Source organism: Agathobacter sp. (assembly GCF_977054825.1).
In genome coordinates, this window is record NZ_CDRTEH010000012.1 from 13,498 (window position 1) to 36,976 (window position 23,479).

The window sequence follows — 23,479 nt, forward strand, 5'->3', positions numbered from 1 at the left end:
AATCTATTATTCCCCGGCTTAACACTTACTGTATCTCAAACTTATATCCCACACCCCAGACGGTCTTTATATAGTCGCCTTTAGCTCCCATCTTGCTTCTTAATTTCTTCACATGTGTATCAATAGTCCTCGCATCGCCAAAATAATCATAGCTCCACACACTGTCAAGTATACGCTCTCTTGTAAGAGCGATTCCCTGATTGCTCATAAAGTAATCCAAAAGCTCAAATTCCTTTACCGAAAGCTCAATAGCCTTGCCATCAATAGCTACAGTATGCGCCGTCTTGTCCATCACAATACCACCGGCCTCGCTTATTACTGCCTCCTCGCCCAGCTTATTTGCCCTGCGAAGGAGAGCATTTACCCTGGCCACCAGTATCTTGGGAGAAAACGGCTTTGATATATACTCATCCGCACCAATGTCAAAGCCGTTTAATTCATCACGCTCATCTCCCTTGGCCGTAAGCATAATAATCGGCACCTTTGAAGTCTGTCTTATTTCACGGCATACCTCAAAGCCATTTATCCTCGGCATCATTATATCAAGCACCAGCAACGCTATATCCTTCTGCTGATAAAATATATCAAGTGCCTCCTCGCCGTCTCCGGCCTCAAGTACCTCATAGCCTTCCCTTGCAAGGAAATCATGCACGAGCTTTCTCATCCTGTTCTCGTCATCTACCACCAGTATCTTTATTTTGTCCACTCTGCTGCATCCTGCCTTTCATCCAGTGCTTTTTCCCTCTCTTCAACTGCCTTTTCCCTTTTTTCAAGCTCCTTCTGCCAGTTTTCATATTTGTCTATCAGCTCGTTTTCGTAGTCCACCACATACGGACTGTGTCCGCTCACATAGGTGATGCCAAACATAGCTACTATGGCAGCCGATAGTACAATAGTAAAAAACAATGCCACATGAAACTTTTTCTTATAGCCTTCCGTCTGTTTTTTCACCTCGACAACCGCTTTTTTATCCTCAGGAATATAAATCGGACGGATATCCTCATTCTTGATATAGGGAATCGTATGCAGATATTCCCGAAGCTCAATAAGAAATGCAAGCCCGACCTGAGTATAGAAATATCCCGGCTTGTTAAGCCTTAAATACAGCTTGTATACCGTATCCGGGTCTGACATATCGGTCTGCTCCTTTATATATCGTATCCCGTCACTTTCCTTTTTAGCCTGCCTAGCCTCTTCCTTTGTCTGAAACTCAAACCCATCAACTACATACATCATATTTCCTCTTTCTAATCATCGCGCTCTGCAATCTCACCCGAACGATATACCGCAATAAGCTGCTTTAGATCCGCAATCTTTTCCTTCATCTTTATTCCGGCATCTGTATCTCCGACAAGTATTCTCTTATCCAGCACCTCTACAGCCTCACGCCTTGATACGATATCCCTCTCATCCCTTACTGCCGTCTCCGGTGATTCAAACGGCTCATGCGCTGTCAATGTCAGCCCATATGAATTATATATCAGGGTATATCCCGCGATGCCAGTGCGCCTGCGGTAAGCCTTTGAAAAGCCACCATCTATGACTATCACTCTGCCATCACACTTCACAGGGCTTTCGCCTCTTAATCTGTGCACAGGAACGTGTCCGTTTATGATATGGTCTCTTTTGTCATGCAGACCAAACTCCTCAAGTATACGCTGTGCACACTCAGGCTTGTTTATATAATCATAGTAAAAGTTTTTCTTTTCTACTTTCTTGTCATCATCATCTATAAAATATCTCTCAAACGTAGCCATCTTATTTCTGCCGTAAAGCGGAGAATATGGAGCTGTCCATATGTACCACATGATATCGCTGCCCTTTTGTCTCTCCAGCCTGTCATCCGAGAAAAAAGCCTTTCTGACGTAAGTCTCCAGTATATCAAACAAAGCCTTGCCGCTATACTCTTTACCGTAGATATTTACCCTAGCAAAGCTTCCGTCCTCCTCCATCGGGATGCAGCCGTGGAAAAGCAGATTGCCATTATATACCTTGTACATGCTGCCCTTTTTAAGCATCAGCCCAACGTGGGTTTTCAGCTTCTCGCAATGGATAAACGAGCTCCTGAGCCTTTGTATCACCTCTTCTTCGTCCTCCGTCAGTCTGTAAGGATCAGCCGGGTCAATTGTCGGAAAGCTTGTATCAAGCAGCTTATAGGTTCTGCCCTCAAGCTCTATGGTTCCATGCTCGTAATCAATATGTTCCAAAAGCAGTCGTTCCTTCATCCCATACTCCGGCCACTTTTTAATGAGCTGACCCTCCAGCTTGAAACGTATGATAGCAATGGCCTTGTGCATCTTCTTTATCAGATCACTCTCCATATTGTCTGCGCCACTTGGAGCCACCTTGAACACAAATCTGGTGCAAGGGTCATCCTTGTACGCCTTCAGTGCAAACGTAGCAAGCGGAAGCATATTTATGCCGTAGCCCTCCTCGACTACATCCAGATTACCGTATCTGATACTGTTTCTGACAACAGTTGCGATGCATGCAAGGTTTCCTGCGGCTGCCCCCATCCAGATGATATCATGATTGCCCCACTGTATGTCCAGCGAGTGATATCTGCACAGCCTGTCCATTATCAGATGCGGGCCTGCTCCCCTGTCGTATATATCGCCAAGCACATGCAGATGGTCAACAGCAAGCCTCTGGATAAGCTCGGAAAGCACCACTATAAACTCCTCCGCAGTACCTAACTCCACTGTTGTATTGATGATTGACTCGTAGTAAGCCTCCTTGTTTAACACCTCCGGCTTTTCTGTGATGAGCTCCTCTATAACGTATGCATACTCCTCCGGCAGTGCTTTTCTCACCTTTGAGCGCGTATACTTTGATGAAACTGTCTTGCACACCTCTATCAGCTTGTAAAGAGTTGTTTTATACCAAGAATCCATATCAGGCTCATCCTGCTTGATAAGCTCCATCTTCTCCCTTGGATAGTAGATAAGTGTGGCAAGTGCGGCCTTGTCAGCCTTGTTAATCGCAAGACCAAATACATCATCTATCTTCTTTCTAACAGCCCCCGAGCCATTTTTCAGCACATGGGAAAATGCTTCATACTCGCCATGCACATCAGATACAAAGTGCTCTGTGCCCTTTGGCAGGTTTAAAATAGCCTGCAGATTGATAATCTCGGACGATGCCTTGCCTATTGTCGGATACATCTCTGACAGCTGCTCCAAATAATGTAAGTGTTCTTTATCAATTGCTATATTCTTCATATATATCTAGACCTCATAATACTGATTCATCACTTTATTTATTTCCTTTTCAAGCTTACCGCCCGTGTATACACACTTCATAATGCACTTTCTGATTGGCTCCTCAAAATTAGTACCCTCACACTTATCCAAAACTCCCTGTAATGTAAGCTGTACAAGTATACTCTCCCCTGTCTGCGGATCTGTGGCTATGTTTTCGTACACCTTCTTATAGTACTTATCACTCACTACCGGGTACTCAGTCAATGCCATTTCCCGCCACTTTCTGAAACTTAGCGACATATATTCACCTGCTCTTTTGTTATAATAAAATATTGTACCAATTAGCGGTGCTCTAATCAATGCCTCAGACACATTTATTTTTAAAAAAATTTTTAATACTTATCATAAATAAAGCTATATTTGTTTAAATAAAAAAAGTGTAAGCCGCATTCAGCTTACACTAATTAAGTTTCAGGACACCTCCCTTTTTATATAACAAACATTTTTATTTGACAGTAATTGACGTTTCTTATATATTTAATTTATGTTTCAACAGTAACCATTATAGTTTATTGTGTATGTCAATACATGACCAAATTTGGAGTTTATTTTTAAAAAAAGAAGGGAGATTAGCTCATAAATGAACCGACTTGAAATAGCAAACAACATATCGACAAATATTGAGCGCGAACGCATAAAGCTTGGTATGTCCCAGGCACAGTTTGCAAAAGCACTTGATATATCACTCTCCACCTACAAGCGAATAGCAAACGGAGAATCCTCCCGTATCGACATCTACACCGCTTACCTGATATACAAGCTGACAGGACGCTTCTCCTGCGAGCTCACAGGCTTCAATGATGATGTAATAGACCTTGTAAAGCGCATCAAAAAGCTTTCCAAAAACCAGCGCATATTTATAGACTCAATTATAGACACTGAGCTTGCGCTATCTGCCTACAAGGATGAAAGCAGTAATAAGGAGGATCTGATTTCCGTCCTCATCCCGACAGGCAACATGGCCGATGGCATGATTTTTGACTCCTACAACGTTGAAAAGCTTGATGTTTCAAATTACAGAAAGGCCTTCGGTGATGCTCTTCACATTGGAATCCGCGTGACAAGCAATCATATGCATCCTGTATACAATAAAGGCGATATACTTCTAATCAGTCGAAACCCAATCCGCGACGGCGATACCGGTATCTTTATCAACGCGCAGACAAAGCGCGCCTACATCAGAAAATTCCACCAGACAAACCCATGCGAGCTCACACCACTCAACAATTACGGTGAGACCTTTTATGTCGACAGCGATAATGTTGATGATATGAGCAAATGGATAAAATTCGGATACGTACTCTGTAAAGTGCGCTAGCGCATTACTCTGTTATTTTAATATCATCAAAGCAATCAAAGGTTGCAAAGTAATCTGCAGGAGTTTCTGCTCTTCTGATGAGCTTTGCCTCCCCATTGCTTTCAAGCAGTATCTCTGCTGAGCGAAGTCTTCCGTTGTAATTATAGCCCATTGAGAAGCCGTGTGCTCCTGTATCATGTATTACCAGATAGTCTCCCATATCAATCTTTGGAAGCTGTCTGTCAATTGCAAACTTATCACAGTTCTCGCAGAGTGAGCCAACCACATCATATGTATGGTCACAAGGTGCATCCTCCTTGCCGAGCACGGTGATATGATGATATGAGCCGTAAACAGCCGGTCTCATAAGGTTTGCCGCACATGCATCCACTCCTATATACTCCTTGTAGATATGCTTCTCATGAATAGCCTTTGTCACAAGACAGCCATACGGAGCCATCATAAAACGTCCCATCTCTGTGTAGATGGCTACATCGCCCATTCCTGCCGGTACCAATACCTCATCGTATACCTTATGCACACCGGCACCGATAACCGATATATCGTTTGGTGTCTGATCCGGCTTATAAGCCACGCCAACTCCACCTGACAGATTTACAAATTTGATATCGCAGCCTGTCTCGTTTTTAAGCTCAACAACCAGCTCAAAAAGCTCCTTTGCAAGCTGTGGATAATACTCGTTGGTAACTGTATTGCTTGCAAGGAATGCATGCACACCAAAGTATTTAGCTCCCTTTGACTTAAGAATTTTGAATGCCTCAAAAAGCTGTTCCTTTGTCATGCCATACTTTGAGTCTCCCGGATTGTCCATAATGCCGTTTGACAGTGTGAATACTCCACCCGGATTATATCTGCAGCTTATTGTCTCCGGAATATGTCCGATTGTTTCCTCTAAAAAATCAATATGTGTGAAATCATCAAGATTGATGATAGCGCCGAGCTTGTCTGCATATGCAAATTCCTCTGCCGGTGTATCATTTGACGAAAACATGATATGCTCTCCGTCGAAGCCGCATGACTTTGCAAGCATAAGCTCTGTGTATGATGAACAGTCACAGCCCATGTCATAATCCTTTAAAATCTTGAGCAGGTATGGGTTTGGAGTAGCCTTTACAGCAAAGTACTCTCTAAAGCCCGGGTTCCATGCAAATGCATCCTTTACAGCCTGCGCGTTGGCGCGGATGCCTGCCTCGTCATATAAATGAAATGGTGTAGGGAATTTTTTAACAATCTCCTCTACCTGTTGTTTTGTCACAAATGGTGTCTTTTTCATGTTTATCTCCTAACTTTTACATAATAAAGTGTACTAAAACACATGCTACAACAAAATGGGTATATTTTCAAGAATTTTTATGGTATAATTTCTCATTAGATAAATGTCTTTACTTTTTTAAGTATAATTGATATAACTATTCAAATCAAGATATAACGGGAAAAGGAAAATGAACATTAAAGTACTTCAGTATATTGACAATACACCAAAAAATAATATAACTACCGGTCAGGTTACTGTACCCGGCGATAACAGTACCTCAAGCAACAGCTCCACTGTCAATAGCACCGGTACTGATTTTGGTCAGGTGCTTGATGATGCCAAAAAGGCAGAAGCTGCTGTTGCCATCGACAAGCTGATTGCACAAAGTAACGGTGGCTCTGTTGATATGTCGCTTGTACAGCGCTTCTTTGATCAAAACGGCATAAATATAGAGCTTTGCAGCAATACCGCAGTTAATAACACAGCTGCTTCCGCCTCCGTAAAGCTCGAAGCTTCCGGCTTGTCATGCTCTGCACAGCTTGATGTAATTTTTGATGAGGCCGCCTCTAAATACGGTGTGGATGCCAAATTTCTTAAGGCTATAGCCAAGTGCGAGTCTGACTTTTCCACAGAGTGTACCAGCAGCTCCGGCGCCATGGGTATCATGCAGCTCATGCCACAGACTGCTGCCTCACTTGGTGTCACAAACGCCTACGACCCATACCAGAATATCATGGGTGGCGCAAGATACATAAGTGAAAAGCTCGCCCAGTATAACGGTGACAAATCTCTGGCCTTGGCTGCCTACAATGCAGGCTCCGGCAACGTAGCCAAATATGGTGGCATTCCGCCATTTAAAGAAACACAGAACTATGTAGCAAAGGTTATGGCTTACTATAATTCATAATAAATTATATTTTAATTCAAATTGGGTTGACAAATACTGCCGTATATAGTAAACTTAGCGAGTTGATAATTGCTGATGTGGCTCAGAGGTAGAGCACTTCCTTGGTAAGGAAGGGGTCACGGGTTCAATTCCCGTCATCAGCTTTTTTTTATTATAAAAGCCACAGGCATAAAACCTGTGGCTTTTAATATATATGAGGAAAAGCATATGCGACGTCAACTCGGTGCACATGAATAATTTTTAGTCGGAACTGAGTGTACCCCAACGCATCGTTGAAATACAACAGCTCCTTTTGATAATATTATAGTAACACTTAATTGTGTCCTAAATATAGCCATGTGATAAATAAATTCTTAAAATTGGTAAATATTTACAAACAAACTCTAAATCAGGCAGAAATATTTTATATTTCGACAATATATTTCTCATACGCGTTGATAACAGTGGTCTCTCCCACCTTGTCAAGCCTGACAAACTGCCTGCCGTAGCTCATATGGACATGCCCATGCACAAAGTATTTCGGTCTGTACTGTTCAATAAGCCTGTTGAACACATCAAAGCCTGTATGGCATGTATCCTCTCCATCATGCAGTCCCTTTGCAGGCGAGTGGGTGACAAGCACATCAAAACCGTTTTTACGCTTAAGCTTCCACCACAGCTTCTTAACGCGCTTTGTCATCTGCTTCTGCGTATACTGATTATCTCCGGGCTTATAGCGGTTTGAACCTCCCAGGCCAAGAAACCGCACACCCTCATATTCATAAATCTTATCCTCAATGCATATACAGCCTTCCGGTGGCTTTGTCTTGTATTTGTCATCGTGATTGCCATGCACATACAAAAGCGGTACTCCAACCATCGTTGTAAGAAAGGACAGATAGCTCGGGTTTAAGTCTCCACATGATACAATAATATCAATCCCTTTAAAATCCTCTTTCTTAAAGTATTCCCAGTACATTTTCGACTCTTCATCAGCTAAGAATAGTATCTTCATTACAGTTTATTTTCCTCTACACCCTTTAGTTCAACCACCGTCTTTGCATTATCCACAAACTCACTCATAGGCGGGATATTACCCACAACATTATCTACAAGCCAGTCCATTTTCATAATATCAGACGGTTTCATCTCGTGTTCACCTTTGTTTTTAAGCTCGCCCTTCTGGTTATATATATTTCCAAAGAACGGCACAACCTCACCCTTTGTGATATCGCTCTTTAAATGATCCGCAAGCCTCTTCACTCCATAAGGTACATGCTTTGAACAAATCAGGTCAATAACACCGGCAGACATGCCCCACCAGTAGTTAAGTGCCTTAACCTGCTCCTGTCCTTCTGCTTTGTAGGAGCCGGCCAGTACGCTCTGCAAAAGCTTCTCATAAAACACTCCCCAATTCCATATAGGCATGGCGAGATTTAATGCCTGGCCATCCTTAAGCTTGTACAGACCAAAATATCTGGACGCGTCATTCGGAGTGATAATATCCTGATCTGACACATAATGGAGGTCATTTTCTGCGAGGAATTTATCCCTGTCATAGTCCTTGGTCTTTGACCATGCCAGATATACCTTTGCCCTTGGATTCACGCTTGCAACTCCCAAAGCAAACGCGTTGATATTGGCAATCATGCCATATATCGGGTAGTCTGCAATATATGCAATCCTTTCATTGTCTGTGACAGCTCCCGCTATCATTCCTGCGAGAAACTTTGCCTCATACATACGTCCATAGTATGTTCTGATATAAGGATGAGGCGCATTCAGCGAACAGTTGAGTATGTAAACCTCCGGATGCGCAACTGCCACCTTTAGGCTGTTTGGCATCATCTGCGGTCCCACACAGAAAACTATATCGGCACCTGCCTTTATAATATCCTCAAGCACCTGCTCCACATTGTTCTCATCTACACCTGCCACATATTCTGTCTCCAGCTTGTCCGAAAAGGTTTCATCAAGATACATGCGCCCAAGCTCATGCGAATACAGCCATGCTGATGTCTTTGGCTCTCTCGGATACAAAAATACTACTTTGAGCTTCTTTTGAGTCTGAGGAATAAGATAGTTTAACAGGCTCTTTTTTGTCTGTACCTTTTTCGGATCCAGCACCAGATTTATCTTGTGCTTTTCCCCTTCTGCTGCAAACTCCTTCCATGTATTGATGATGTTTTTGTTGTAATCATTCTCAGACATCTCAAGCATGGCATCCATGCCAAAGACCTCCATAAACACCGTAATTGCATCCCCCAGCTTGATATCTAACCTGTCACCGCCGCGAAAATTATAGACCTTTGAAAAATCAAACATCACCTTGGCAAATTTTTCTTTGGTCTCATCATCCCATCTACCCTCTTTTCCAACAAGAGTAAGCAGCTTATCGGCATTACCAAGCTTCGTAAACTCAACAGAGCAAAGCCCTGTGATTTCATTGAACCTCATATACTCATAATAAAGCCTCACATCATAGTCATCTGAGAGCTTTGGTATCTTTCTGGTCACAATTGCAGGAATCGAAACGGCATTGAAGTACTTGAGCACACTGACCCTCTTATTGCCCTCAAGCACATAATACCTGTTCATATACTCAAATGCCTTGATAGGATCTCTGATACCCTCATTCTTCTGTGCATCTGACAGATTAGACCACTTCACGGCAAATTCGGTACCCTCGTCCAATATCGGCATAAAGTTTGCCGCAAATGAGTATGTCCTGCCCATAGTGCTTGTTCCCACAACAAAATCCAAAGGCACCTGGACCAGCCCCATATTCTGCTCTGTCTGAATATCTGCCTCTGATAAGATTTCATCAAGCACAGGCAGATAAGGAAACTGTCCCTTAGCTATTCTTGCTCTATATTCTTTTTTTCCCAGTTTTAATGCTTCTGAATATTCTATTTCACCCATATTGTAATCTCCTTTTGAAACTATTTTAACATAAATTTAAAAAAATTAAACATTTCCTTTGATATTTTTGAAAACTCTGATATAATATATGTTAGGAAATAGGTACCACAGCTATATGGAGGATAAAATAATGCAAAGTATATCTCGGGAAAATGCCGATATTATAGGCGAAGTAGCCAATATCTGCATAGGCAATGCGGCCACAACACTGAGCATGATTCTACAGAGACCGACAAATATTACTACTCCGATTGTAGAGGTTTTGAAAAAAGAGGATGCTCTCGATCACGATGATCGAATTTTAATTAAGGTTCCTTACACAAAAGGACTTGACGGAACCAACCTACTTATTATAAAATTAAATGATGCATTGGTTATTGCCAATCTCATGATGGGAGGCGACGGAAGTAATGTTTCTGATATGACACTTGATGAAATTACACTTTCCGCCATATCGGAGGCTATGAACCAGATGTGTGGTACAATAGCTACATCAATGTCTTCGCTCTTAAACGAGCCAACCGACATAGGCTTTCCGCTTATCAATTCAAGTTATCAGAAGACCTTTGATATACCGGATGAGTTGTGTAACGGAACAGATATTGTCAAGGTGACATTCAGGCTGACTGTCGGAGATTTAATAGACAGCGATCTCTTACAGTTGTATCCGATAAGTATAGTAAAACAGATTATCAAACAGGAGGTTTAACAACATGGCTAGAATTTTAATAGTTGATGATGCAGCATTTATGAGAATGATGCTGAAGGATATCCTTACAAAGGGTGGATTTGAGATTGCAGGTGAAGCTGCTGACGGAAATGAGGCAGTTGCAAAGTACAATGAGCTCAAGCCTGATCTTGTAACACTCGACATCACTATGCCAAACAAGGACGGCATCCAGGCTTTAAAGGAAATTAAAGCAGCTGACCCAAATGCTACATGCGTTATGTGCTCTGCTATGGGACAGCAGTCTATGGTTATTGACGCTATCCAGTCAGGTGCCAAGGATTTCATCGTTAAGCCATTTCAGGCTGACCGTGTTATCGAGTCAATCAGAAAAGTACTTGGATAATTCATTTATACATAGGTATTCAAAAAGTCCGCGCGGTTTATCCGGCGGACTTTTTCTTGCTTTTATTTCAATGTGACTATTCAGTTATTTTACAGCTGTGCCAGGCTCTCAATAGCCTTTTCATCAAGAATAACCCTTGCATGCTCCATAAGAAAAGCTCTTTTGTCAGCCCCTGCAATGATATCATCTGCATACTCATCTGCTATGACAGACATCTTCTCAAGCTCATGCTCATCATAGCCCGATAAATCCATGCTCATAAAGTACTCTCCCTCAAACTTAAAAAGCTGTGAGGACGGCATTGGCAAGCCTTTAATCATCTTTGCAAATCTGACAGCTACATCAAATTTCTCAAAGATAAACATTACAACAGACACCATATCCTGCTTTTTAGCAGTTTCCCTGCCTTTCTTATCCTTCTCAGCCGCTACAGCCTCAGCCGGCAGTGAATTAAGCAGTCCATTAACAATATCCTTCAGATGCTCCATCATACCCTCGGTAGCAGGATGCTCAGAAAACGTCAGAGAAAGTGTGTGATCCGCCAGAAAATCCGCTCTCACAGTCTTGATTCCCGAATTAAAATCAGTTCCAAACTCTTCTGAAGCCATGTCAAATATCTGGTTCATAAACTCCTGGGTGCGCTCGCCATTGCTCATGATTTCATCCATTGTATATCCCAGATCATATATCTCTTCTTCTGAAATAACACATTTTATAGTGTGTTCACCTATTCTTGAAAACTCCATAACAAGCTTCACCTACTTTCTTTTTAGCTTTTGTCTGATACGGGATAGTGCATTGTCAATTGATTTGTCTGATTTGCCAAGCATATGCGCTATCGTTGTATAATTATTTCCTTCCAGATACAATTGTAGCACTTTTTTCTCCATATTACTCAGTTTATTCCACAATTGTTCCTTAAATTCCTTAAATTTTTCCTGCTCTATGAGAAGCTGCTCCGGACTTGCAATATCATCATGCAGCATTTCCTCAAGCTCTGTGCCATCGCTGTCACTCTGTGAAAAGGATATATAGGTATTAAGCGGCATATGCTTCTTTCGGTTTGAGGCCTCAAGCGCCGAGCATAGCTGCCTGGTGATGCACAGCTGTGCAAAGCTGCAAAAGGAAGACTCCCTGTCGCTCTTATAGTCTCTGACTGCTTTAAACAGGCCAATCATGCCCTCCTGAATGAGGTCGTCATTCTCACCGCCTATCAGGTAAAGTGCATTCGTCTTTTTGCGCACAAGCGGTTTATACTTTTCCAATATATAGTCCATGATTTCGTTGTCGTCACCATTGGCATTTTTGTCATTATGAAGCCTCGTAATAAGCTCTTCATCCGTATATGCGCTGTAATCTTCCACTTATATGCTTCCTATTCTATAAATATACACTTCATAATACACGCCACTCATCCTGCGGCATGTAATCTACTTTCCACTCTTAAGTCTCTGTCTGACTATCTCATATGCAAGCACTCCTGTCGCAACCGATGCGTTCAGAGAATCGATATCGCCAACCATAGGAATAGATGCAATCATATCACAGTTTTCCTTTACAAGCTTGCTGACTCCGTCACCCTCATTGCCTATTACAAGACCTATAGGACCTGTTAAGTTTAAGTCATACATGGTGGTGCCTCCCATATCGGCACATACAAACCACATGCCCTTTTCCTTAAGCTCCTTTATGGTATTTGAGATATTGGTAACCTTGGCAACAGGTGTATAGTTTATCGCACCGGCAGATGTCTTTGCAACAGTAGGTGTAAGTCCCACTGCACGCCTTTTCGGTATGATAATACCGTGTGCACCTGCCTGGTTTGCGGTACGGATTATTGCACCGAGATTGTGCGGATCCTCTATACCGTCAAGTATGATGACAAAAGGCGGCTCACCTTTTCTTTCGGCATTTTCCAGTATGTCAGAGACCTCAGCATACTCATATGCTGCCGAAACCGCAATGACACCCTGATGCTTGCCTGTCTCAGACATCTGATCAAGTCTTTCCTTTGCAACATAGTTTATGATTGCATCATGCTTTCTGGCCTCTCTTGTAATCGACTTTATCGGTCCGTCCTGACAGCCGTCAAGCACAAAAAGCTTATCTATTGTCTTTCCCGAACGGAAAGCCTCAAGCACGGCATTTCTGCCCTCTATATAATTCTCATGAAATTTTTCTTTATTGTTATTATCCATATTTTCCTCTTATTTTGCTATATTTCAATTCCTAAAAGCTCCACTCCAAGCTTGGTAAGCGAAACAACCCTCTCGAAATCATCCTTCAGATAAAGATAGCCCATGACTGCCTCAAGCCCTGTGGCCTTTCTGTAATCCGCCATAGTAGCATTTTTGGCCATGGAAGGGGACTTGGCATTTCGCCCCCTGTGATACACATCACTCTCCTCCTCTGTCAGATGCGGTAAAAGTGCCTCTATCATAAGAGCCTGAGTATGTGCCTTTACTATATTGCTTGTGTGCTTATGAAGCAGATTGGCCTTTGTATTGCCCTTTCCCACCACAACAGAGCGGATGACAATATCAAATATGCCATCACCGATATATGCAAGTGTAAGCGGCGAGTATGTCCTTATATCAACATCCTTTATTCCAAACTGTTCCTTAATATATGAGTCTATCTTCATACTATACAAGCTCCCATTTTACTCCCTCACGGGTATCCTTTATGGCAACGCCCTTTGCCAGAAGCTCATCTCTTATGGCATCGGCTGTCGCAAAGTCCTTTGCCTTTTTAGCGGCTGCACGCTCTGCAATTTTATCATTGATAAATGCCTCAAGCTCACTGTCAACAGATGATGAAGCTTCAAGCAAGGCCTTTCCCGACTCCCTAAGTCCCAGATCAAGCACCTGCTCAAAGTCATCAATAAGCGCAAGCTTTGTACTGTCTGATATATCAGCCTTAAGCACATCATAGACTATGGTTATTGCCATTGATGTATTCAGATCGTTTGAAACTGCATCAGTGAATTTCTTCTTAAAATCAGCAAATGCTGTCTCATCAATATCACCCTCAGCCTTAAGCTCTGCCACACGCTTTGCAATCTTATTGTAGGCCGCAACCGCATTGTTGAGCGCATCAAATGAAAACTCAAGAGGCTTTCTGTAGTGCGACTGCAAGCAGAAGAATCTGTAGGCAAGCGGATTGTAGCCCTTCTCCTGAAGCACCGAAACTGTAAGTATTGCTCCCTTCGACTTGCTCATCTTGCCGGCTCTGTCATTTAAGTGATTGACATGGAACCAGTATTTGCACCAGTCGTGTCCCAGATAGCTCTCAGACTGTGCAATCTCATTGGTGTGATGTGGGAAAATATTGTCCACCCCGCCACAATGGATATCCACGTACTCTCCAAGATGCTTCATGCTGATGCATGAGCACTCTATATGCCAGCCCGGATATCCGACACCCCATGGGCTGTCCCATTTAAGCGCCTGATCCTCAAACTTCGACTGTGTAAACCAGAGCACGAAATCATTTTTATTTTTCTTGTTTACGTCCTCCTCGACGTCATCGCGCACTCCAACCTGAAGCTGCTCCTTCTCTACCGCTGATGAGAACACAAAATAATCATCGAGCTTTGATGTATCGAAATATACATTGCCTCCTGCAAAATAGGCATAGCCCTTCTCGATAAGCACCTCCACCATATTGATAAACTCCGGAATACAGTTGGTTGCAGGCTCTACAACATCAGGCATTCTGTTGTGAACAGCCGTAAAATCCTTGAAAAAAGCATCCGTGTACTCCTTTGCTACCTCCATGACGCTCTTGTGCTCACGCTTTGCGCCCTTTAGCATCTTGTCCTCTCCTGTATCTCCGTCGCTTGAGAGGTGTCCCACGTCCGTGATATTCATGACACGCTTTACATCATAGCCCACATAGCGAAGTGCCTTCTCGAGCACATCCTCCATGATGTATGAGCGGATATTTCCGATATGTGCAAAATGATAAACTGTAGGTCCACATGTATACATGCCGATTTTGCCGTCAACGCGCGGTACAACAGTATCAATCTGTCTTGTGAGTGTATTGTAAAACTTGAAATTGTTCTCCATTATTTATATCTCCTTTTGGATGATTTATAACTATCTTTTTATTTTAGCATGTTTTTCCTATATATTCAAATTAATCGGCCTGACAGCCACTGCAGCCGCTGCATCCGCCTCCGACCTGCACGCTTGCCTCATAAAGACCTGTAAGTGAGCAGATTGCCTGTGATGCAATTCCCTCCTCACGGCCGGTAAAGCCAAGCCACTCCTCAGTTGTCGCCTTTATATTTACCTGTTCCTTTGCAATCCCCAGTGTATCAGCCACATTCTGCTCCATCTGCTCAATATACAAACGAAGCTTAGGCTTTTGTGCGATTACCGTCGCATCTATATTTTCTATCACATAGCCCTTTTTTGCAATGAGGTCTCTCACATGCTCCAAAAGCTTGAGACTTGAAATCCCCTCATATGCCGGGTCTGTATCCGGAAAATGCTTTCCGATATCGCCAAGTGCTGCTGCGCCTAAGAGTGCATCCATTATCGCATGCAACAGTACATCGGCGTCCGAGTGGCCTAACAGCCCAAGTGTATGCGGAACCTTCACTCCTCCTAAAATCAAATCTCTGCCTTCAACAAGCTTGTGCACATCATAGCCCATTCCTACTCTCATATATCGTCTCTCTTTCTATCAGATACAATACCTCATGTTATTGTCAACTGTCATTGCTCTGTATTTTGGTTTTTAAGTATAGTATACCTTATTTCTTCTGTTGCGCCAAGATATTATTTTCAGTAACTTTTTTCAATAAAAGACCGCCCCGGACAAACCGGAGCGGTCTTTATTAAAATGGATATAGTCCATTAAATGTCTTATGCAAGTGCTGCAGTGATGATAGCCATTGAGTAAACCTCTCCTGCATTACATCCACGAGAAAGGTCATTGATCGGAGCATTGAGTCCAAGAAGGATTGGACCGTATGCTTCGAAATTACCAAGTCTCTGTGCAATCTTGTATCCGATATTTCCTGCGTTGATGTCAGGGAAGATAAATGTATTTGCATGACCTGCAACCTCAGACTGTGGGCACTTTGTGCGGGCTACACGTGGTGCAACAGCTGCGTCAAACTGGATTTCTCCCTCGATTGGAAGATTTGGATATTTCTCTTTTGCCTTGTGAGCTGCGTTTCTCATCTTGTCAACGTCCTCGCCCTTTCCTGAGCCAAGTGTTGAGTAGCTGAGGAATGCAACCTTTGGATCGATACCGAAGATCTTAGCACACTCTGCTGATTCTCCGGCGATCTCAACAAGCTCATCCTCAGTTGGGTGAATGTTGATAGCACAATCACTCATTGCAAGCACCTCATTCTCACCTGTTGCAGATGGACGAACAAGGATAAAGCATGAAGATACGATTGTGTTGCCAGGCTTTGTCTTGATAAGCTGTAATGCCGGACGAACTGTATCTGCTGTTGAGTATGTAGCTCCTCCGAGAAGAGAGTCTGCAATGCCCATCTTTACAAGCATTGTTCCAAAGTAGTTAGCTGATGAAAGGATTCCCTTAGCCTGCTCAGGTGTAACACCCTTGCTCTTACGAAGCTCGCAGAATAATTCAACCATCTCATCCATACGGTCAAAGTTCTTAGGATCTATAATCTCTGCTCCACGGATATTAAAACCGCTCTTCTCAGCGCTTGCAGCAATCTTCTCAGGATCTCCTACAAGGATAGGATGTAAGAAGTTGCTTGCAAGTAAACGTGAAGCTGCCTCGAGGATACGTGGATCCTCTCCCTCTGTGAATACGATTTTCTTTGGGTCTTTCTTTAATATTTCGATTAACTGACCAAATCCAAACATGATAGTGTCTCCTTTATGTATATTTTATTTATTATTTAAAACTGTATCTGGTTTCACACCACTGACTATAATATACTTATTTTCCGCGAATATCAATAATTGTTAAAAGGTTGTCAAGATGTTCGCGAAAAAATCCAATCCACGCTTTTTCATAGCACAGTAAAAGGGACCGTATTAAAATTTCACGGTCCCTTTTTATAATGATCACAATTTATTGGTTTAAGGAGTATTTATCATGCAAAATATATTACTCGGCAAGTGCCTTGAATGCCTCATCAAGATCCTCGATTATATCGTCCACATTCTCTGTTCCGATTGAAAGACGGATTGTGTTTGGCTTGATACCCTGGTCTAGAAGCTCTGCTTCGTTGCACTCTGAATGTGTGGTTGAAGCCGGATGTATAGCAAGTGACTTAACATCAGCTACATTTGCAAGCAGTGAGAAAAGCTCAAGGTTGTCGATGAATTTCTGTGCTTCCTTTGCTCCGCCCTTAATCTCGAATGTAAAGATAGAGCCTCCTCCGTTAGGGAAGTACTTCTTGTAAAGCTCCTGCTGCTCTTTATCCTCTGTGATAGAAGGATGGTTCACCTTCTCTACAAGTGGCTGGTCCTTTAAGTACTGAACCACCTTGAGTGCATTCTCCACGTGACGCTCCACACGAAGTGAAAGTGTCTCAAGTCCCTGAAGGAAGATAAATGAATGAACAGGTGAAATTGTTGCTCCTGTATCACGAAGTAAAATTGCCCTGATATATGTCGCAAACGCTGCCGGTGCGCAATCCTTTGCGAAGCTTACTCCATGGTATGATACGTTTGGCTCTACAAGCCAAGGCCATTTATCATTCTGTGTCCAGTCAAATTTACCGCTGTCGATGATGACTCCACCGATTGTTGTTCCGTGTCCACCGATAAACTTTGTAGCTGAGTGAACCACGATATCAGCACCGTACTCAATCGGACGGACAAGGTATGGTGTAGCAAAGGTATTGTCTACGATGAGTGGGATTCCTGCCTCATGTGCGATATTTGCGATTTTCTCGATATCCACTACCTCTGAGTTTGGATTTCCGAGTGTCTCAATTTCGATAGCTTTTGTGTTTTCTTTGATGGCAGCCTTGATTCCGTCATAATCGAATGGATCCACGAATGTAGCCTCGATTCCGTAATCAGGAAGTGTGTGTGCCAGGAGGTTGTATGTACCGCCGTAGATATTCTTTGCCGCTACGATATGGTCACCTGCGTGTGCAACTGCCTGGAAAGCATATGTGAGTGCCGCTGCTCCTGAACCAACAGCAAGTGCTGCAACGCCGCCCTCGAGTGCTGCAATTCTTCTCTCAAATACATCCTCTGTCGGGTTTGTCAGTCTGCCGTAGATATTTCCTGCATCTCTGAGTCCGAATCTGTCTGCCGCATGCTCACTGTTATGGAACACATATGATGAAGTAAGGTAGATTGGAACTGCTCTTGCATCTGTAACCGGATCAGGTGTTTCCTGTCCTACATGTAACTGTAATGTCTCAAATTTTAAATTTCTGTCTGCGTAATGCTTCTTGCTCATATTAATATCCTCCTATTAATGATATGTTAATGTTATTATTTTTGATTTTCATTCAGGGATGTGTTCCCTTGAACTAATCATATCATACCATCTTTCTAGGAAAAGTGTTAATACTTATAACTAAGAGCTTGCTATAAATACATTTTATAGCTGTGCATTCTTCAAAATCTCTGCAAGCTCTCTCGTAGCTGCACCAACATCCATGTTATTTACCGCATAGTCACATATCTGGCGATTGCGTTTTTCGGCATCTATCGACAGAATACGCAGTGTCTTTTCCTCAACCGGGTAATCCTGTTCTATGATATCCCTGATTAAGAGCTCCTTGTCGCGTGCCACATACACTATAACAGTCGGGAAATGGCGCTTCATTGCAATGGCGCCGCACATGTCAAGCGGCATCACGACAAAGTGTCCTTTTGCAAGCACTGCCTCTATATCCTCCATTTTGGTGCCATACTGTATTCCTGCGTATCTTGTCTTTTCAAAAAAATCCTGTGCGTTAAATTCATCCTCCGTCAGATATCTGTGCTTATCTCCGGGCTTGGTACAGTAGGTTTTTGGATTCTCAAACTGTTCCATGGCGCACAGGCTGTCTGAGAGTGCTGTCTTTCCCGAGCCTGATGGCCCGACAAGCGCCACAACCGACGGATCCTTTATATTTTTATTTCTATATAATGACGCATTTATTATCTGCTCCACGAGATATACAAACTCTGTGATATTATTCACCGATAAAAGTCCTGTCATTTTTGAATTCCACGGCTTTCGCATGAGCACGGGATATGTGGCCGGTGTCTCAAGCACATTGTGTATGGCATCATCTAAGATAATATCAAACTGCACGAGATTTTTTGCATTGCCAAGTATGATATTTTCTGTCGGGAAATCAGGAAATGCCTCCATTATCTGGCTCGCCCTCACTCCCATGAAGCCCGGTGCCACCGCAGTGATAAAATAGACCTCTCCGATATCCATGAGCTTTCTTATCATCCGCTTTGTCTCTTCTGTAGGCTTCTGCCTCTCATAAAGTGCATTATCACGGTAAAACTCCTTTATGACAGAGGCTCTGCCGGTATTCTCCCAGGAATCTATATCCTCCAGCGAAAGAGGTGGGGTGATATTATATTTTTTGTTCGCCATATCTATGGCTATGCTGTTGAATGGGGCTGTCACATCATCCCAGTCAAGTCCTATTTTAGGTCTTATCATGCTTATCCCTTTCTGTTTCTTTCATAACTATTCAGAACAAGAACAGTGGTTCTGAACAGCAAAAATATTTATAATTATATCATATTATCTGCATATCATGTACTTGTAATCATCATAAAAAATAAAAAGACCTGCAACAACTGCAAGTCTTAAATAAGTAGCGAGGGAGAGACTCGAACTCTCAACCTCCCGGGTATGAACCGGACGCTCTAGCCAGTTGAGCCACCTCGCCATATTTGATTGATACCTTTAAAAGGATGGGACCTACAGGGCTCGAACCTGTGACCCTCTGCTTGTAAGGCAGATGCTCTCCCAGCTGAGCTAAGATCCCGTGTCACTTCTGTCGAAGTAAAGTAGCGAGGGAGAGACTCGAACTCTCAACCTCCCGGGTATGAACCGGACGCTCTAGCCAGTTGAGCCACCTCGCCATATTGATTGATATCCTTTAAAAGGATGGGACCTACAGGGCTCGAACCTGTGACCCTCTGCTTGTAAGGCAGATGCTCTCCCAGCTGAGCTAAGATCCCATGTCGTCAACCGACTTGATTATTATATACAGTCGGCACCTTATTGTCAACAACTTTTTTTATTTTATTTAAAAAAAATTTAACTATTCAGAAGTCTCTCCACAAGCTTCACGCACTCTGCTGCATCCTTTGAATATCCGTCGGCTCCTATCTCATCTGCAAAGCTTTGTGTAATGCAGGCTCCGCCGATTACCACCTTGCTATTACAGCCCTTTTCCTTGCAGATCTCCACTACATCCTTCATGCGCATCATGGTGGTGGTCATAAGAGCTGACAGTCCGATAACTGCCGCATTCGTCTCAATTGCCTTGTTCACGATATCCTCACAAGGCACATCCTTTCCCATATCAATCACGTTGTAGCCATAGTTTTTAAGCATAAGCACGACAAGGTTCTTTCCTATATCGTGAATATCGCCCTCTACCGTTGCAATGACAAGAGTCGGCATATCATCCCCAGAGTCCTTCTTTTCAAGTAACGGCTCCAGATGCTCTATGGCAAGCTTCATGGTATTTGCGCTGCCGATAAGCTGTGGCAGGAAATACTTCTTCTGGTTAAAAAGCTCTCCAACCTCATTAATAGCCGGAATCAGGCTGTTATTAATAATCTCGTCAGGCTTTGCACCATCAGAAAGCATTTTCTTTACTTCATCAATTATGCTGCCCTTGTTTCCCTTTAAGACAGCCTGAAATACTGCATCCTTACTGCCTGAAGCGCTTGTTCCGTTTGAAGCTGACACATCGCTGTCCGTTTTTTTCACAACAACAGTCTCGTACTGTGCCTTTTCCTCCGCAAGCCTGCTCATGCGCTCAATGTAAGCGATATCGCTGTCAGGTCTGTCAAGCAGCATATCAGATGCAAATGCCGCATTCATCAAAAGCTCCTGTGATGGATTGGCAATAGCCATGGTGAGTCCCTTGCATATAGCCATGGTAAGAAACGCTGTGTTCACGTACATACGCTCAGGCAGTCCGAAGGATATATTTGAAAGTCCACATATTGTAGGAAGCTTTTTCTCATCCTTGCAGTACGCAATGGTCTCATAGCACTCGATTGCGGCCTTTGGATTTGCACCTATTGTCGCAACAAGTCCATCCACCACTATATCCTCATGTGCCATCCCAAGTGAAAGCGCCTTGTCATAAATTGTATTTATAATCTGCTTTTTCTCCTCCACATCCTTCGGCAAGCCTGCGTCCGAAAGCGGTAAAAGTATAAACATCGCTCCGTATTTTGCCGCAAGAGGCAGAAGCTTTTCCATCTTTTCTGTCTCAAGGGAAATAGAATTGATGAGAGCTCGTCCCGGATAAATCTTAAGAGCCTCCTCTATTACCTCCACATAGCTTGAATCAATACAAAGCGGACAGTCCACGGTAGATGAAACCTCATATATAACCGATTTCATCATCTCCTTCTCATCGATACCGTTCATGCCCATATTGATGTCAAGTATTCTCGCACCATTTGTCTCCTGCTCCATAGCCATCTGGCGCACCAGGTCAAGCTTTCCCTCACGAAGCTGTGCCTGCAGCTTTTTCTTGCCTGTAGGGTTGATTCTCTCTCCGACCACGGTAAAGTTGCCATCCAAGTCAATCTCTACATTCTTTCGTTCGGACGCAAGCACCCTTCTATGATGCTCAAGAGGCTTATGGACAGGCATTGTCTTTACAGCATCGGTAAGAGCACGTATATGCTCCGGTGTGGTACCACAGCAGCCTCCGACAATGGATGCACCGGCCTTCACGAGCCCTGTCATCGCATCCGCAAACATATCCGGAGTCATCTTGTATACCGTTTTACCGTCCTCAAGCTCAGGAAGCCCTGCATTTGGCTTGGCAATAAGAGGCACTGTAGAGTACTCTGCCATTTTCTCAACAAGCGCTATCATCTCAGCCGGTCCCGTCGAGCAGTTCACACCGATAGCATCCACCCCAAGTGACTGTAGCACAACAACAGCAGTCTCAGGTGGTGTGCCAAAAAGCGTTCTGCCATCCTCGTTGTAGGTGAGTGTCACCATAATAGGAAGGTCGCTGACCTCTTTTATCGCAAGCACTGCCGCTCTGCACTCCTGAAGGCTCATCATTGTCTCAACCACGAAAACATCTGCGCCTGCCGCATCAAGAATCCTCGCCTGCTCCTTGTACACCTCCAAAAGCTCCTCAAACATCAGGTCTCCGAGAGGGAAAAGCTGTCTGCCTGTCATCGTCATATCTGCTGCTACCAGTGCCCTGTCACCGACAGCCTGCTTTGACAGACCAACAAGAGTGGTATTTATCTCATTGATCTTCTCCTGCAAGCCATATTCTAAAAGCTTAATCCTGTTTCCTGTAAAGGTAGGTGCATAAACGATATTTGTTCCGCTGTCGACATAGGCCCTCTGCAGATCAAGAATCACCTGCGGATGCTCCATCACCCATTCCTCCGGACACACACCTACAGGCATGCCCGCCGCCATCAGGTTTGTACCGGTTGCGCCATCCAGGATAACTATGTTTTCTCTGATATATTTTCTGAATTCTTCTCTTGTCATTTCGTTTCCTTTTCCGTTTCAGCTGTTATTCACTCCACAGTGTAAAATATTTCAAAGCAAAAGCTATGTGCTCTTCATCCTTGAAATTTGTGAAAATTTATATTATCATTGTAACCGATTTTAAAACACAAAAATCAATAGTCTATTCACCATAATATACTAAAACACTATATTTTTCAAACAAAAGAAAGGATTTCTTATGAAACTTATCGCTTTAGATCTCGACGGAACACTTTTCAACAACCAAAGTCAGATATCAGAGGAAAATATAAAAGCTATAAAAGAGGCAACTGCCGCAGGAATAAATGTGGTCATCTCCACAGGCCGTCCATTCGGCGGACTGCCGTTTTATGCAATTAAGGGCACCGGCATCCGCTACGCTATCACTGCAAACGGAAGTGCAATCTACGAGATTGACACCAAAAAATGTCTTTACGAAAACTGCCTTTCTGATGAGACAGCATTTTCAATAATTGATTACCTGATGACAAAGCGCGTTCATATGGACGCCTTCATAAACGGCTGTGGCTATTCTCCGTACAAGTGTCTCGAGGATGCAAAGGAGCTCAAAATGCCTCCTTCTATAAAGGAATACATCATGACAACCAGAAAGCGTGTGAACGATATCACTGAAATGATGCGCGAAAACAATTATCATATGCAGAAAATGACCATCAATTTCCCAAAGGATAAAAATGATAACTTCTACTGCCGCGACGAGGTATTTGAGCATCTGAAAAAAATCCCTGAAATCACGCTTGTAAGCGGCGGCTACGGCAATCTGGAATTTACAAAAGCAGGCGTAGACAAGGGTGTGGCGCTTCATAAGCTGGCACAAATCCTGGGTATCGCAGCTGATGAAACAATGGCTGTCGGTGACACCGAAAACGACATGGCTATTGTAAAAGCCGCACACATCGGCGTGGCCATGGGAAATGCAACCGATGAGCTTAAGGCACAGGCTGATTACGTCACCGACACAAACGAAAACGACGGCGTAGCCAAAGCTATCCGCCACTTTATGAGTTAATCTCACAAATATAAGATAACGTAGCGCAGAATAGCTGTTTAACA

General features: G+C 43.2%; 22 protein-coding genes and 5 tRNA genes. 6 read left to right on the forward strand and 21 right to left on the reverse strand.

Annotated features, from left to right (window positions below):
* Nucleotides 1–25 precede the first annotated feature (25 nt).
* The 4 genes from ACW6PM_RS09835 to ACW6PM_RS09850 are packed head-to-tail and all read right to left on the reverse strand — an operon-like array spanning nt 26 to nt 3,503.
* Nucleotides 26–706, reverse strand: coding sequence for a response regulator transcription factor (locus ACW6PM_RS09835; RefSeq protein ID WP_456057054.1), 681 nt, complete (start codon nt 704–706; stop codon nt 26–28).
* A complete protein-coding gene (locus ACW6PM_RS09840) occupies nt 694–1,236 on the reverse strand; it encodes a hypothetical protein (protein WP_456057055.1) in 543 nt (180 codons plus the stop codon). The genes ACW6PM_RS09835 and ACW6PM_RS09840 overlap by 13 nt, the downstream gene beginning before the upstream one ends.
* 11 nt (nt 1,237–1,247) lie before the next feature.
* The gene (locus ACW6PM_RS09845; protein ID WP_456057056.1) at nt 1,248–3,221 is read right to left on the reverse strand and encodes a fructose-1,6-bisphosphatase; all 1,974 of its coding nucleotides are present in this window, start codon (nt 3,219–3,221) and stop codon (nt 1,248–1,250) included.
* Between the two features lie 6 nt (nt 3,222–3,227).
* Nucleotides 3,228–3,503: a hypothetical protein gene (locus ACW6PM_RS09850; RefSeq protein ID WP_448754923.1), complete on the reverse strand. Its 276-nt coding sequence runs from the start codon at nt 3,501–3,503 to the stop codon at nt 3,228–3,230.
* A gap of 340 nt (nt 3,504–3,843) precedes the next feature.
* Here ACW6PM_RS09850 and ACW6PM_RS09855 point away from each other — a divergent pair, with 340 nt between their 5' ends.
* Nucleotides 3,844–4,581, forward strand: coding sequence for a helix-turn-helix domain-containing protein (locus ACW6PM_RS09855; protein ID WP_308668724.1), 738 nt, complete (start codon nt 3,844–3,846; stop codon nt 4,579–4,581).
* Nucleotides 4,582–4,585: 4 nt separating this feature from the next.
* Here ACW6PM_RS09855 and ACW6PM_RS09860 read toward each other — a convergent pair whose 3' ends face one another.
* The gene (locus ACW6PM_RS09860; protein WP_448754921.1) at nt 4,586–5,854 is read right to left on the reverse strand and encodes a diaminopimelate decarboxylase; all 1,269 of its coding nucleotides are present in this window, start codon (nt 5,852–5,854) and stop codon (nt 4,586–4,588) included.
* Between the two features lie 169 nt (nt 5,855–6,023).
* On the opposite strand from ACW6PM_RS09860, the gene ACW6PM_RS09865 reads away from it, so the two are divergent.
* Together ACW6PM_RS09865 and ACW6PM_RS09870 are read left to right on the forward strand one after the other, a co-directional pair.
* Nucleotides 6,024–6,743: a lytic transglycosylase domain-containing protein gene (locus tag ACW6PM_RS09865; protein ID WP_456057057.1), complete on the forward strand. Its 720-nt coding sequence runs from the start codon at nt 6,024–6,026 to the stop codon at nt 6,741–6,743.
* Nucleotides 6,744–6,814: 71 nt separating this feature from the next.
* A tRNA-Thr gene (locus ACW6PM_RS09870) sits at nt 6,815–6,886 on the forward strand.
* 260 nt (nt 6,887–7,146) lie between these two features.
* On the opposite strand, the gene ACW6PM_RS09875 is transcribed toward ACW6PM_RS09870, so the two are convergent.
* Both ACW6PM_RS09875 and ACW6PM_RS09880 read right to left on the reverse strand, forming a co-directional pair.
* A complete protein-coding gene (locus ACW6PM_RS09875) occupies nt 7,147–7,737 on the reverse strand; it encodes a metallophosphoesterase family protein (protein WP_448754919.1) in 591 nt (196 codons plus the stop codon).
* Entirely contained in the window at nt 7,737–9,644 is a 1,908-nt protein-coding gene (locus ACW6PM_RS09880; RefSeq protein ID WP_456057058.1) for a BMP family ABC transporter substrate-binding protein, read from the reverse strand. Before ACW6PM_RS09880 ends, ACW6PM_RS09875 begins: the two co-directional genes overlap by 1 nt.
* A gap of 130 nt (nt 9,645–9,774) precedes the next feature.
* On the opposite strand from ACW6PM_RS09880, the gene ACW6PM_RS09885 reads away from it, so the two are divergent.
* Both ACW6PM_RS09885 and ACW6PM_RS09890 read left to right on the forward strand, forming a co-directional pair.
* Nucleotides 9,775–10,353 (forward strand): chemotaxis protein CheC, encoded by a 579-nt coding sequence (locus ACW6PM_RS09885; RefSeq protein ID WP_308651409.1) that lies wholly within the window; start codon nt 9,775–9,777, stop codon nt 10,351–10,353.
* A gap of 4 nt (nt 10,354–10,357) precedes the next feature.
* Nucleotides 10,358–10,717, forward strand: coding sequence for a response regulator (locus ACW6PM_RS09890; protein ID WP_012742305.1), 360 nt, complete (start codon nt 10,358–10,360; stop codon nt 10,715–10,717).
* Nucleotides 10,718–10,806: 89 nt separating this feature from the next.
* Here ACW6PM_RS09890 and ACW6PM_RS09895 read toward each other — a convergent pair whose 3' ends face one another.
* From ACW6PM_RS09895 to ACW6PM_RS09960, 14 genes are all read right to left on the reverse strand, one after another.
* Nucleotides 10,807–11,463 (reverse strand): adaptor protein MecA, encoded by a 657-nt coding sequence (locus ACW6PM_RS09895; RefSeq protein WP_456057059.1) that lies wholly within the window; start codon nt 11,461–11,463, stop codon nt 10,807–10,809.
* 12 nt (nt 11,464–11,475) lie between these two features.
* Nucleotides 11,476–12,081: a sigma-70 family RNA polymerase sigma factor gene (locus tag ACW6PM_RS09900; protein WP_308668728.1), complete on the reverse strand. Its 606-nt coding sequence runs from the start codon at nt 12,079–12,081 to the stop codon at nt 11,476–11,478.
* Nucleotides 12,082–12,147: 66 nt separating this feature from the next.
* Nucleotides 12,148–12,915 carry a 23S rRNA (guanosine(2251)-2'-O)-methyltransferase RlmB gene (gene rlmB, locus ACW6PM_RS09905; protein WP_456057060.1) on the reverse strand — a complete coding sequence of 256 codons (768 nt, stop codon included), beginning with the start codon at nt 12,913–12,915 and terminating at the stop codon, nt 12,148–12,150.
* A gap of 17 nt (nt 12,916–12,932) precedes the next feature.
* The gene (locus ACW6PM_RS09910) at nt 12,933–13,361 is read right to left on the reverse strand and encodes a Mini-ribonuclease 3 (RefSeq protein ID WP_012742301.1); all 429 of its coding nucleotides are present in this window, start codon (nt 13,359–13,361) and stop codon (nt 12,933–12,935) included.
* Nucleotide 13,362: 1 nt separating this feature from the next.
* Nucleotides 13,363–14,790: a cysteine--tRNA ligase gene (gene cysS, locus ACW6PM_RS09915; protein WP_456057061.1), complete on the reverse strand. Its 1,428-nt coding sequence runs from the start codon at nt 14,788–14,790 to the stop codon at nt 13,363–13,365.
* 70 nt (nt 14,791–14,860) lie between these two features.
* Nucleotides 14,861–15,394: a 2-C-methyl-D-erythritol 2,4-cyclodiphosphate synthase gene (gene ispF, locus ACW6PM_RS09920; RefSeq protein WP_456057062.1), complete on the reverse strand. Its 534-nt coding sequence runs from the start codon at nt 15,392–15,394 to the stop codon at nt 14,861–14,863.
* 200 nt (nt 15,395–15,594) lie between these two features.
* Entirely contained in the window at nt 15,595–16,578 is a 984-nt protein-coding gene (gene pta, locus ACW6PM_RS09925; protein WP_456057063.1) for a phosphate acetyltransferase, read from the reverse strand.
* 247 nt (nt 16,579–16,825) lie between these two features.
* Nucleotides 16,826–18,136 (reverse strand): O-acetylhomoserine aminocarboxypropyltransferase/cysteine synthase family protein, encoded by a 1,311-nt coding sequence (locus ACW6PM_RS09930; protein WP_118192164.1) that lies wholly within the window; start codon nt 18,134–18,136, stop codon nt 16,826–16,828.
* 144 nt (nt 18,137–18,280) lie between these two features.
* Nucleotides 18,281–19,348, reverse strand: coding sequence for a 5' nucleotidase, NT5C type (locus tag ACW6PM_RS09935; protein WP_456057064.1), 1,068 nt, complete (start codon nt 19,346–19,348; stop codon nt 18,281–18,283).
* 158 nt (nt 19,349–19,506) lie between these two features.
* Nucleotides 19,507–19,580: transfer RNA gene (locus tag ACW6PM_RS09940), tRNA-Met, on the reverse strand.
* Between the two features lie 26 nt (nt 19,581–19,606).
* A tRNA-Val gene (locus ACW6PM_RS09945) sits at nt 19,607–19,679 on the reverse strand.
* Between the two features lie 23 nt (nt 19,680–19,702).
* Nucleotides 19,703–19,776, reverse strand: a tRNA-Met gene (locus ACW6PM_RS09950).
* Nucleotides 19,777–19,802: 26 nt separating this feature from the next.
* A tRNA-Val gene (locus tag ACW6PM_RS09955) sits at nt 19,803–19,875 on the reverse strand.
* A 79-nt stretch (nt 19,876–19,954) separates the two neighbouring features.
* A complete protein-coding gene (locus ACW6PM_RS09960) occupies nt 19,955–22,405 on the reverse strand; it encodes a homocysteine S-methyltransferase family protein (RefSeq protein WP_456057065.1) in 2,451 nt (816 codons plus the stop codon).
* A gap of 199 nt (nt 22,406–22,604) precedes the next feature.
* Here ACW6PM_RS09960 and ACW6PM_RS09965 point away from each other — a divergent pair, with 199 nt between their 5' ends.
* Complete coding sequence (locus tag ACW6PM_RS09965) at nt 22,605–23,435, forward strand: Cof-type HAD-IIB family hydrolase (protein WP_456057066.1); 831 nt, start codon at nt 22,605–22,607, stop codon at nt 23,433–23,435.
* Nucleotides 23,436–23,479 lie beyond the last annotated feature (44 nt).